Raw genomic sequence first — 12,427 nt, 5'->3', positions numbered from 1 at the left:
CCTAGTTACCAGATTATCAGCCTATTAGCGCATGGTGTTTTGAAAAAGTTGTTCGATATCGGACAACTTTTCCGGTAATGGGAAAAATTAATTTCCTATTTTGATCCCTTATTCAAATCCCTAAAATTCCACCGTCTTAACATGAAAACAGTCTTTTTATTCCTGGCTATTCTATTTTCCACCAGTATTGGTTATGCGCAGGGTTTCCTGAAAACAGCGGGCACAAAGATCGTGAACGCCAAAGGGGAGAACGTTTTGCTCCGGGGCATAGGTCTCGGTGGCTGGATGCTCCAGGAAGGTTATATGCTGCGGGTCTACAGGGAAGCACAACAACACCGGATCCGGGCAAGGGCAGAGGAACTGGTAGGCCCTGAAAGAACACAGGAGTTCTATGATGCCTGGTTAAAGAACCATACCACGAAGGCAGACATTGATGCCATGAAAGCCTGGGGCTTCAACTCCGTACGCCTGCCTATGCATTTCAACCTCTACACTTTACCGGTAGATAAGGAACCGGTAGCCGGCCGGCAAACCTGGCTGGAAAAAGGTTTTGCTATTACAGACAGTTTGCTGGCCTGGTGCAAAGCCAACCAGATGTACCTGATCCTGGACCTCCATGCCGCACCCGGCGGGCAGGGGAACGACCTGAACATCTCAGACCGGGATGGTTCCAAACCTTCCCTCTGGGAAAATGAAGCACACCAGCAGAAAACCATTGCGCTCTGGCGCAAACTGGCAGAACGTTATAAAAACGAGCCATGGATTGGTGCTTATGATGTACTGAATGAACCTAACTGGGGTTTTGAAGATCCGCAGAGCGATAAGAATGGCTTAAAGGAAAAAAGCAATGTGCTGCTGAAAAAGTTAATGGTAGACATCACGAAGGCCATCCGTGAAGTAGATCAGCAACACATCATTATCATTGAAGGTAATGGCTGGGGTAATAATTACAATGGCATTCTGCCACCATGGGATAAGAACATGGTACTGAGCTTCCACAAATACTGGAACTACAACAACGAACAATCCATTGCACATATCCTGCGTTTCCGGGAGCAATACCAGGTGCCGGTATGGTTGGGAGAAACAGGAGAGAACTCTAATGTATGGTTCACGGAAGCTATCCGTTTGCTGGAAACGCATAACATCGGCTGGGCCTGGTGGCCATTGAAGAAGCTGGGTTCCAATAACCCGCTGGAAGTACCCATGAATGCAGATTACCAGGCAGTATTAGATCACTGGAACGATCCGAAGAAGCCAAAACCCTCAGCAGAGCAGGCTTACCGTGGCCTGATGGAACTGGCTAACAGCACCCGCTTTGATAAGAACATCTATCATAAAGATGTGATCGATGCCATGATACGCCAGCCCTTCAGCAGGGAAACCAAACCATTTGATGCCAACCTGGTGAACGGCAATGCCGTAATACCAGCCGTGGGATACGATCTGGGTATTAACGGAGAGGCTTATTACGACCTGGATACGGCTAATTACCGGGTATCAGATCCTAAGAAGAACACAGCAGGCAACAAAGGCAGAGGTTACCGTAACGACGGCGTTGATATCGGTAAGGACGATAGCTATTATGTATCTGATATAGAAACAGGAGAGTGGCTGCAGTACACTATTGACGTAACGCAGAAAGGTACTTATAAATTAAAGCTGCTGGTGTCCGCAGAAAATGCCAATGGCAAAATTACCCTGCTGCTGGATGGCAAAAAAGCCGGCAATGAGCTGGCCGTTCCTGCAGGGAAATGGCAGGCCCTTGATGCCGGAAGTATTACACTTTCCAAAGGAAAACATAAACTGCGTGTGCTGGCAGGAACAGGTGGGTTTAACCTGAAGGAGTTACAGTTCTCTAAATAATAAGTGATCCGGGCTGACCAGGTGAACCGGTCAGCCCGGATTTAAAAAGCAAACTTTCTTAATTCTTAACATTGTTGTAATATTATATGACTTCCTTTGCATTATAATGGACAACAGCCGTATAAATGAGGACAAATTCAACCGTCTATTCCAGTCTACCAAAGACAGGATGCACCATTTTGTATGGAAACTGGTGCGCAATGAAACGGATACCCAGGATATTATTCAGAACTGTTACCTGCGCCTCTGGCAGAATATTGCCAAAGTGCATGAAGAGGAAGATATCGCTCCCTTATTATTTACCTACGCCCGCAACCTGGTTATAGACCATTGGCGGAAAACAGCAGGCCGCCAGGCTCCGCTGACCGCGGAAGAAGAAACCCTGGGCGCTCCTGAACAGGATCACCTGGAATACAAAGAATGCCTGCAGCAACTGGAAACAGGTATTGCACAGCTGCCCGCCAAAAGGAAACATATCTTCAAACTGGTGAAGGAGCAAGGGCTGTCTCATAAGACCGTAGCCGAACAACTCGGTATTTCCCCCGCCACTGTAGAGAAGCAGATCGTGCTTTCCCTTCGTTTCCTCCGAAAAGAATTAGGGCGTTAAACCTGTGTTCTTTCAAACACTAATGTTACCTGATTGTTAAGTACAAATTTCTTTTACCGGTATCCGGCACTTTGTACGTGAATACTAGTGATGAATACAAATCTACTGGAGAAATTTATCAAAAATGAATGCACAGCAGCAGAAGCTGAACAGGTGAAAGCCTGGCTGGCCGAACACCCGGATGCTGTGGAACAATACATGGCAGAAGCCTGGCAGGAGGAACCTGCACATCCCATGCCGGCTGCCATGGAACAATCCATTCTTGCCAATATCCCTGTACGGCGTACCCGCCATCTGCGCACCTGGCTCTCCGCCGCTGCCGCAGTATTGGTACTTGTTGCAGGTAGCTGGTTCTTCCTGTCTCAACGCACAAGCACTTCTGCTTCTATGATCACACTTACTGCGGGCAAATTCATCCTGCCTGATAAAAGTGAGATCTGGCTGAAGCAAAATTCCCGTTTGCAATACGATAGCCTGAGCTTTGGCAAAACAACCCGCTCCGTTACCTTACTGGAAGGAGAGGCTTTCTTTGATATACAGCAGGATGCTTCACACCCTTTCCTGGTGAACAGTAATGGTGTGGAAACAAAAGTACTGGGTACCTCCTTTAGTGTACATATGGCGCAAAAGGTGATCATCACCGTTGCTACAGGTAAAGTAGGCATCCGTTACCAGGGGCATGAACTGGGTGCGCTTACGCCCGGCAGGCAAATGCTGGTAGCAGAAGATGGAAAAGTGGAAAGGAAAGATCAGCCGGAATGGCTGGCAGGTATCTGGAAAGAATCTTCCCTGCAATTAACAGATACCAATTATGAAGAATTGGGAACAGCACTGGAACTGTTTTATGGCATCCACCTGGAAACGGCCAGCAGCAAGGTGCGCAGGCAACGGTATAATATCCAGCTAAAAAGGGAAACATCCGTGGAAGAAGTGATACAGGTATTAAGCTTACTGAATGGGATCACGTATGAAAAGAAAGATGCAAATACTTATATAATTAAATAAAAAAAAGAACGCTCCATCAAATGCGGAGCGCTCTCTAAAGATTTCATGGGGCAGGATTCCGGCCTGCTAACCATGGATGTGTACATAGTGTTTTACTACTTAAACTGAGTCAAATTTATGAAAAAAAATCTACCTGAACGGCAATGTTCCAGGTTAGGCAGGTTATTGTTCTTTATTGTCCTGCTCACAGGCTTTACGATCCCGGCTTTAGCACAAAGCCGCCTGCAGACCAAAGTTACGATCACGTTTGAGGCGCAGCCTTTAAGTAAGTCCCTTCAGCAATTACAGCAGCAATCCAAGGTGTCTTTTGCCTTTACACAGGCAGATGTAGCACCTTTCCGCAATGCTGCCGCTAAGTTCACGAATGCATCTTTACAGGATGTATTACGTGCATTGTTCAAAAACACTACACTTACTTTTTCTGAAAGTAAAGCGTACATTATCATTTCCCCATCTGCTCCTTCTGCCGCAACACCTGCACAGCAAAGGACTATCACCGGTACGGTGAAAGATGCAGAAACGGGAGAAAGCCTGCCGGGTGTGACCATTATGGTAAAACATACCAGCCGTGGGGTCAGCACCGATCCGCAAGGCACTTTTTCTATCCCTGCGGATGCGCAGGACACACTGATCATAGCCTATATGGGTTATGGAAGGGAAGAGGTGGCCGTAGGTCTGAACAGCACTTTGCGCATCCCGCTCAAACAAAATGCCGGTGCATTGAGTGAAGTGGTGGTACTGGGTTTTGGCCAGAAGCAGGCAAAGATTGCACAAACAGGTGCCATTGCTTCCATTACGACTAAAGACATCAAACAAAGCCCTGTAGCCAACATTGCCAATGCACTGGTGGGAAGGCTGCCGGGCCTGATCGCGGTGCAGCGTTCAGGTGAACCCGGAGTGGATGTGCCGGAATTATACATCCGTGGTATGGCTACTTCCAACAGCACGGCACCGCTGATCACTATAGACGGTGTGCAGAAAGAGAACAGCGCTATTGCCCTGCTGGACCCAAACGAAGTGGAAAGCATCACCATCCTCAAAGATGCTTCTGCCACTGCACTGTATGGTGTAAAGGGAGCGAATGGCGTGATCATCATCAAAACCCGCAGGGGAGAAGCTGGTAAACCACGCATCAGCGCAGGTGTGCAAACATCTGTTCAAACACCTACGCGCCTGCCGGAATACCTGGACAGCTACAACTTCGCCAAACTGGCCAACGAAGCCTATAAGAACGATAACCCCGCGGGCATCCTCATTCCTTATTCGGAAGAAGCACTGGAAGCTTACCGCACCGGTTCAGATCCTTATAAATATCCGAATGTGGACTGGCTGAACGAAATGCTGAAACCTTCCAATATGACCCGCGCGGATATGAGCATCAACGGCGGTTCACAAATGGTGAAATACTTTGTGAATGTTGGGTATGTGCAGCAGAACGGTTTGTATAAGGCAGAGAAGAACGATCAGTACGATCCTAACCAGAAGTACAAACGTTATAACTTCCGCTCTAACATAGATATCGATTTTGATAAAGACTTTTCAATAGGTTTAAGCCTTTTTGGTTCCATTGAAAACAAAACGGGCCCAAACGAAGCAACATCTGCCATCTTCACCTACCTGGAAAAAACACCGCCTAACGCTTATCCCATTAAATACCCCAACGGTTTGTATGGTGGCAGCACACGGGGGAACCCCTTTGCATTGGTGAACACCTCCGGTTTTACACAAAGCTTTAACTCTTCCCTTTCCGGTATGCTCACGGCTACACGGAGGTTTGATGCGATCACCAAAGGGCTTTATGTAAAAGGCAACTATTCCTTTGATGGTTATTTCAAGAATAACTTAGTACGTACCAGGTCGGTAAGAACAGGGCAGTACATCGGAAGCGGAGATTACATGGACCCTAACAGCTATATCTACAGTGGTACGGATGTGCCACTGGGGGCACCATCTTCTTCCTACGACCAGATCCGCAGCACATGGCTGGACCTTAGTGTGAACTATGAACGCAGCTTCGGGCAACACACTGTATCAGGGCTTGTTCTGGCCAACCGCCAGCAACGTGTTCTGGGAGGGCAGATCCCTTATGTGTCCCAGGGTATTGTGTCCCGCCTCACCTATAATTATAAGAACAGGTATTTCGCAGAGCTGAATGCCGGCTACAACGGAACGGATAACTTTTCCGAAAAGCAGCGGTATGGTTTCTTCCCCGCAGTATCTGCTGGTTGGGTGATCTCCGAAGAGAAATTCCTCAAACAGAATCCTGTACTTAATTTCCTGAAGGTGCGTGCATCTTATGGTTTAACAGGTAATGATCAGCTGGAACTGAAAGATGCCAATGGCAACATTGTATCCACACGCCGCTGGTTGTTCATATCAGAATATGGAAATGGTACCGGGTATTCATTCGGCGATCCGCTCACCGGTATTGGTGGTAAACTGGAAGGTGCCATGGCTAACGTGGATATTACCTGGGAAAAAGCACGCAAGCTCAATGTTGGGATAGAAGCAAAATTCTGGGGAGACCTGTTGTATGTGCAGGCAGACCTGTTCCGCGAAAGCCGTAACGACATACTTGTTACACGTGGTACTGTACCGGGTATGATCGGTGTGCCTTCAGAAAAACTGCCTCCCGCGAATTTGGGAGAAGTGGTGAACCGTGGTTTTGAATTGGAACTTTCCCACCGTAACAAAATAGGCAAGGTGAATTACTTTGTACGTGCCAACGGTTCTTTTTCCCGTAACAAGATCCTGTACATGGATGAAGTAAGTTATCCATACGCCTATCTCCGCAGAACAGGTCAGTCCCTCAGGCAACTCTATGGTTATACTGCCATCGGTTTCTTTCAGAGCAAAGAAGAAATTCAGAACAGTCCTAAACAATTCGGCAATGTTATCCCCGGAGATATCCGCTACAAAGACCTTAACGGAGATGGTGTAATAGATGCCAACGATAAAGGCCCTATTGGCAGAACAACGGTTCCTGAGTTCCTGTATGGCGTTTCTGTTGGTATAAACTGGAAGAACTTCGACGTAAGTGTACTCTTCCAGGGTGCAGGTAATTACAATGTAAACTTCAGCCATGAAGCAGCCTGGGAATTCTATAACGGTGCTTCCGTAATGAAACAGCACCTGGGCAGGTGGACGCCGGCAACTGCCGCTACTGCTACTTACCCGGTTTTACATAATGGCCTTAATACCAACAATCACCAGGAAGGTTCTTCCTTCTTCATGAAAGATGCTTCTTATATCCGCTTCAAAAATGCAGAGATCGGTTATACATTCCGCAATGTGCGCCTGAGCAAACAAAAAGGGCTGGATGGCCTGCGTTTATTTGCCAACGGTATTAACCTGATCACCTGGGACAGGATGGGAGACGGAAGTTTTGATCCGGAAGCACCCAGTGGAAAAGGATTCTTCTATCCGCAGTTACGTGTATTGAATGTGGGTTTCAATGCTACTTTTTAAGATGATCAAACTGAGCAACATGACAAACAAAAGATATTACAGCAGCCTGTTGGCCATCTGCCTCATCATTGCCGCATCTGCCTGTACAAAGATCAATGATTACCTGGACAAGGCAGAGTCCGGCGGTGTAACGGAACAGGCCTTGTTTGCAGACTATGTACAGGTAGAAGGTTACCTGGCCAATATGTATGCCACCACCATTGGTGCGGGCGACTGGATGCCGCAGACTACCTTTACCTATGCAGCAGCATCTGATGATGCCAAATGCCCTTACAATTTCTCCTATGGTACCATCAACTATAATAATGGAACCTTATCGCCTACCAATAACCCGATAGACATCTGGAACGGGGCTTACCAGAACATCCGTAAAGCCAATACCTTTCTGAAGTATATTGACAATGTGCCTGCCAAAACGGCCATTCAGATAGACAGCAAACCCCGTATGAAAGGAGAAGGTTTCTTCATGCGTGCATGGTGTTATGCTGAACTGATGAAACGTTATGGCGGCGTGCCTTTGATAGACAGGGTGCTGAGCATTGATGAGAACCTGAACATCCCGCGTAATACCGTGGCGGAAGTAGTGGATTTCATTGCAAAGGACATAGACAGTGCGCTCGTTTACCTGCCATTATCTTATCCCGCAGTGAACTTAGGCCGCATCACAAAAGGTGCCGCCATGATGCTGAAAGCAAGGGTATACCTCTATGCTGCCAGCCCGCTGCATAACCCAACCAATAACCGCGATCTCTGGAAGAGAGCGGCGGATGCACACAAAGCGGTGATGGACCTGAAAGTGTATACACTCGATGATAATTATAAGACCGTACTGCATGTACGCAATTCTGCCGAGATCATTATGCAATCCACCATCAACCAGGTATGGCAGGTAGTAGCCCAGGATTGGGTACGCCATACAGAACCTCCCAGCCAGGGAGGCGGATGGGGGAATTTACAACCTTCACAGAACCTGGTAGATGAATTCGAAATGGCCAATGGTAAAATGATCACAGAAAGCGGATCAGGTTATGATGCCAACAATCCCTATGCAGGCCGCGATCCCCGTTTTGCACAATCCATTATCTACAATGGCAGCAAATGGGCCGGTGCTACGATCAACACTTTTGTGGGTGCCGGGGTGGATGGTTTAAATACCAATACTGCTTCCACGCAAACCGGTTACTACACCGCCAAACTGCTGGATGAAAATGCTACACTGATCACATCTTACCGCCCCGGTAACCACTACTGGGTATTTATGCGTTACGCGGAAACCCTGCTTGGTTATGCTGAAGCGCTGAATGAATCTTCTGATGCGCCGCCACAGGAAGTATATGATGTACTGAACCTGGTGCGCGACAGGAAGAATGTAAAAATGCCACCTGTACCTGCCGGGTTAAGCAAAGACGAAATGCGCCTCCGCATCCGCCACGAGCGCAGGATAGAGTTATGTATGGAGCCCCACCGTTTCTGGGATGTAAGAAGGTGGCGTATTGGCCAGGAAGTGTTTAAAGACATCTATGGCATGCGTATCACCAAACCTACCAGCACTACATTCAAGTACGAAAAGTTCCTGGTAGAAGCACGCACTTACAGACCGGCCTTCGACCTGTTTCCTATACCACAGGGAGAAATGGAGCGTAACAAAGCATTGGTACAAAATCCGGGTTACTAAAAAGACTGAACATGAAAAGGATCCTCTATTTCACAATATTACTGGCTGCCTGTAACAAGAAAGAACTCATTAAACAGCCGGAACAATACGCAAAGATCTATATGCCGCAGGCTACGGAATACCCTGCTTCCCGCCCGCTTATTATGGCAGATACACTGCAAACCATTATAATGGGTGCTGCCTATGGTGGTGTGGACGACCAGCCTAATCTCATCAATGTTCATTTTGCGGTGAACAACGCGCTGGTAGATACCTTCAATAAAAAGAACAACACCGCTTATCTTCCCATGCCTGCCGGTAGTTACCAGGTAGATGCCATGGATGCGGTGATCCATCCAAAGGATTTCAGCAGCAATGCGCTAAAGATCAGGGTAAAAACAGTGGGGGGCTTATCTTCCAAAACAAACTACCTGTTGCCGGTAACGCTGGAATCTGCCACGCCTTCCTTAAAAGTGAATGAGCAGTTACGTACGGCGTATTTCCTGATCCGGGCGGATTATGCAGAGTTTGCACGCGCCCGCTGGAAGGTGGTGAGCGCATCTTCTTCAGAATCACCTAATACGGGAGAAAAAGCCTGGGATAATGTATTGACCACTTCCTGGCATACACAATGGAAAGCCGCGCAACCGAAACATCCGCATACCCTGGTAGTGGATATGGATACTACGGTGATGCTGCATGGTTTTTACACACTGCCTTCCGCTGTGGCAACCGGTAACCCGCAGAACCTCAGCGTGGAGCTGAGCAAAGATGGCACTACCTGGAGCAGTGCTACAGACTTCACCTTTGTGAATACTTATGATAAGCAATACGCCTACCTGCCTGCGCCACAGGAGGCCCGTTATTACAGGATAACCGTTTCTGCCAGCTTTGGAGCTACTCACTTTACGCATATAGCGGAATGGGGGGCATTTTAACTGGTAAGGGGCCGGTCAACACCGGCCCCTTATTTTATAATATCAGTTAAATTGCTATTTTGGGTAGCAAATAGCTAATGCATGGAAACACCAAACTTATTCGAACTCTCTATCGATGAAGCATCTTCCGGCTTTTTAAATGAAACCAGCCGCTGGGCTAAATTTCTTTCTATTGTGGGTTTTGTGATGGTGGGTTTTATGGTGCTGATCAGCCTTTCCATCATCGGGTTAGGTAGTTCAAACGCCTTGATCGAAGCCAGCTTTCAAAACGCGGGATATAGCAGTCCTATGATGGTTGGGGTCATTTATCTTGTTATGGCGGTTATTTCTATTTTCCCTTATCTGTACCTTTTTCAGTTTGGCAGCAGAATGAAGGCAGCTTTACATGGTTCTGATCAGAATGCATTGAACAGCGCCTTTTCCAGTCTGAAATCCAGTTTTAAATTTGTAGGCGTATTTACGATCATTATGCTTGCATTTTTAATACTGGCTTTTGTGGTGATGATCGTAGTAGCCGTAACAGGCGGTGTTTAATAGAAAAAAGGCCGGGGTTAACACCCGGCCTTTTTTAATTCCTGCATAAATTCATCTGCCCAATATCCTATGTTGTGATGACTAACGTTTTCATATAAACGTTTCATCCTTATCTGTCTTTCCTGTTTATTCATACTGATAGCCCGCAGTAAACTGCCTTTCATGGAATCATTATCATAAGGGTTGGTGAGGATGGCATGCGGCAATTCCACCGAGGCCCCTGCAAACTCTGATAACACCAGCACGCCATCTGATTCAGGGTTTTGCCCCTGTACGGCAATGTATTCCTTGGCCACCAGGTTCAAACCATCCCTCAATGGGGTGATCCAGGCAATGTCTGAAATAGCATAATAGGCCAGTACCTCTTCAAAAGAAAAGGAACGGAAAAAGAAATGGATGGGCACCCAGTCTATCCGGGAATACTTACCATTGATAGCGCCGATGGCCTGTTCCAGTTCATGCTGCACCTGTTCGTATATTTTCATGCCGCTGGCAGGAGGGGTGCAGATATTGATCAGCTCTATCTTTCCATGCAGGCCGGGATGTTCATCCAGGAACTGCCCGAAGGCCCTGATCTTCTCCAATGGGCCTTTCACATAATCCAGGCGCTCTATGCTGAGGATCGTTTTTTTACCTGCAGTGCTTTTCTTCAGTTCTGCGATCAGCTCCTGCGTGGAGGGTTGTTGTGTGAGTTCTTTGATATAATCCACATGCACGCCCACGGGGTTGGCCCCTAAACGTACCTTCCTTCTGCCTGCCTGTATCTCCCTCGTCATTACACCGGTACCCATGGCACAGCTGTAAGTAAGGAAACGGGGCGCGGCACTTTCCTGTTCTATGATCTTTACGGGCATCAGGCTTTTTACCACATCCACGAAGTTCTCTACATAACGTGGTATATGAAAGCTCACATAATCGCATTGTAATAAACTGCCGATGATCTCTGCCCGCCAGGGGATGATATTGAAAGTATTGGCAGCAGGGAATGCCGTATGATGAAAGAAACCGATCGTAAGGTCCGGCCTTAGCTGGCGGAGATAACCGGGTACCATCCATAGATTGTAATCATGGATCCATACGGTGGCATTCAGTTCTGCTTCGGCTGCTGCTTTCTCTGCAAACTTCCGGTTGATGGCCAGGTAGTGTTCCCAGTGTTCATGATTGAACTGCACTTTTTCTATGAAAGAAAAGATGGCGGGCCAGAAAGCTTCTTTTGAGAAGAGCTTGTAGAAGATATCAATATCGTTCTTCTCCATCATAACAGGGCTTGCCTGCAAATGGGGATATACTTCTTTATCAATGTAGAAATTCCCTGCCGGGGCATCTCCTTCCTTTATTTCCTGCCAGGCTATCCATAATCCCGGCCGGTTGGATTTGAAGAAATTAGTAAGCGTAGGCAGGATGCCGTTGGGGCTTTTCGGTGCGCGTTTAATGATCCTGCCGTTCTCTTCTGCTGTTTCAAATGGGAAACGGTGATAGAGCATCACCAGTTGGGAAGAATCCGTATTACAATCTCTGGCTGCTTTCTTTTGATAGAAGGGTGAAAAATCTTCAAAATGCGCCATCGCTTCCATGATACCACCCGCACCACGGATGGCAGAATGGAATACGCCGGGAAGGCCTTGTGTGGCAGTTACCAGTGCCGGTTCTGCTTCGCCTACCACTACACCTTTATAACCCCGGCCATATAAGGCAAGGTCGTTCAGCGTATCGCCGGCAACGAGTACTTTTTCCTCCGGAATATTCAGGTGATCGATCAGTTGTGTGAGGGTGGTGCCTTTATTTACATTGATGGGTAATACATCAAAGAACCTGTTGTCTGATAAGAGGATGTCGCAACCCAGTTGTTGTTCCAGTGCGGCGATCCCCTCCTGTTCCAGGTGTTCATCGAAAATGAAGGAGCAGCGGCGCTGTTGCGGCACCGGTTGAATGCGGATGCCTTTTACATCTTTTAACTGTTGCAGGATGGCCTGTTTACCGGGCCACTTGCTTTCAATATTGTTCTGAATAGGCTGAACGGGCTGAAGGGTAGTGCCATCGAGTATAGTGGCGCCCACATCGCAGATGATGAATTCAGGCCTTGGAATAACGGGATCACTTAATAAAGGTAATACGCTTTCCATTCCACGGCCGGTTACAAAAACGAGGCGGAAATCCTTGTTATTCCTGATCATTTCGTATAACTCTTCCATGTGTTGGCGGGTTCCACCTAAAAATGTTCCGTCAAGGTCTGTAGCTAGGATCATGCTTGTGTTTTTCGTGATATAAATAAGTTGCCTCAAGCCGATATACGGATGGCTCGCAACCCTGTTGTGCTCAATAAATGAGATATTATTTTGGGTAAGAATGGGATCA

At 47.4% G+C, this 12,427-nt stretch carries 8 protein-coding genes; 7 read left to right on the top strand and 1 reads right to left on the bottom strand.

Features of this window, described 5'->3' with window-relative positions; all coding sequences use genetic code 11:
* Positions 1-141: 141 nt before the first annotated feature.
* The 7 genes from BUR42_RS08535 (at position 142) to BUR42_RS08505 (ending at position 10,072) form a co-directional block, all read left to right on the top strand.
* Positions 142-1,866, top strand: a complete 1,725-nt coding sequence (locus BUR42_RS08535) for a cellulase family glycosylhydrolase (protein WP_074238824.1) — start codon at positions 142-144, stop codon at positions 1,864-1,866.
* Positions 1,867-1,972: 106 nt separating this feature from the next.
* Complete coding sequence (locus tag BUR42_RS08530; RefSeq protein WP_074238823.1) at positions 1,973-2,473, top strand: RNA polymerase sigma factor; 501 nt, start codon at positions 1,973-1,975, stop codon at positions 2,471-2,473.
* A gap of 90 nt (positions 2,474-2,563) precedes the next feature.
* Positions 2,564-3,478 (top strand): FecR family protein, encoded by a 915-nt coding sequence (locus tag BUR42_RS08525; RefSeq protein WP_074238822.1) that lies wholly within the window; start codon positions 2,564-2,566, stop codon positions 3,476-3,478.
* A 117-nt stretch (positions 3,479-3,595) separates the two neighbouring features.
* On the top strand, positions 3,596-6,946 hold the full coding sequence (locus tag BUR42_RS08520; protein WP_074238821.1) for a TonB-dependent receptor: 3,351 nt from the start codon (positions 3,596-3,598) through the stop codon (positions 6,944-6,946).
* A 19-nt stretch (positions 6,947-6,965) separates the two neighbouring features.
* Complete coding sequence (locus BUR42_RS08515) at positions 6,966-8,621, top strand: RagB/SusD family nutrient uptake outer membrane protein (protein ID WP_159442240.1); 1,656 nt, start codon at positions 6,966-6,968, stop codon at positions 8,619-8,621.
* 11 nt (positions 8,622-8,632) lie between these two features.
* The gene (locus tag BUR42_RS08510; protein WP_074238819.1) at positions 8,633-9,538 is read left to right on the top strand and encodes a BT_3987 domain-containing protein; all 906 of its coding nucleotides are present in this window, start codon (positions 8,633-8,635) and stop codon (positions 9,536-9,538) included.
* Positions 9,539-9,619: 81 nt separating this feature from the next.
* The gene (locus BUR42_RS08505; RefSeq protein WP_074238818.1) at positions 9,620-10,072 is read left to right on the top strand and encodes a DUF5362 family protein; all 453 of its coding nucleotides are present in this window, start codon (positions 9,620-9,622) and stop codon (positions 10,070-10,072) included.
* Between the two features lie 17 nt (positions 10,073-10,089).
* On the opposite strand, the gene ggpS is transcribed toward BUR42_RS08505, so the two are convergent.
* Positions 10,090-12,318, bottom strand: a complete 2,229-nt coding sequence (ggpS, locus tag BUR42_RS08500; RefSeq protein ID WP_074238817.1) for a glucosylglycerol-phosphate synthase — start codon at positions 12,316-12,318, stop codon at positions 10,090-10,092.
* Between the last annotated feature and the right edge of the window lie 109 nt (positions 12,319-12,427).

The organism is Chitinophaga niabensis (assembly GCF_900129465.1).
GTDB classification, from domain to species: domain Bacteria; phylum Bacteroidota; class Bacteroidia; order Chitinophagales; family Chitinophagaceae; genus Chitinophaga; species Chitinophaga niabensis.
The sequence above is the reverse complement of the archived record's forward strand: the minus strand, read 5'-3'. Positions and strand labels throughout refer to the sequence as shown.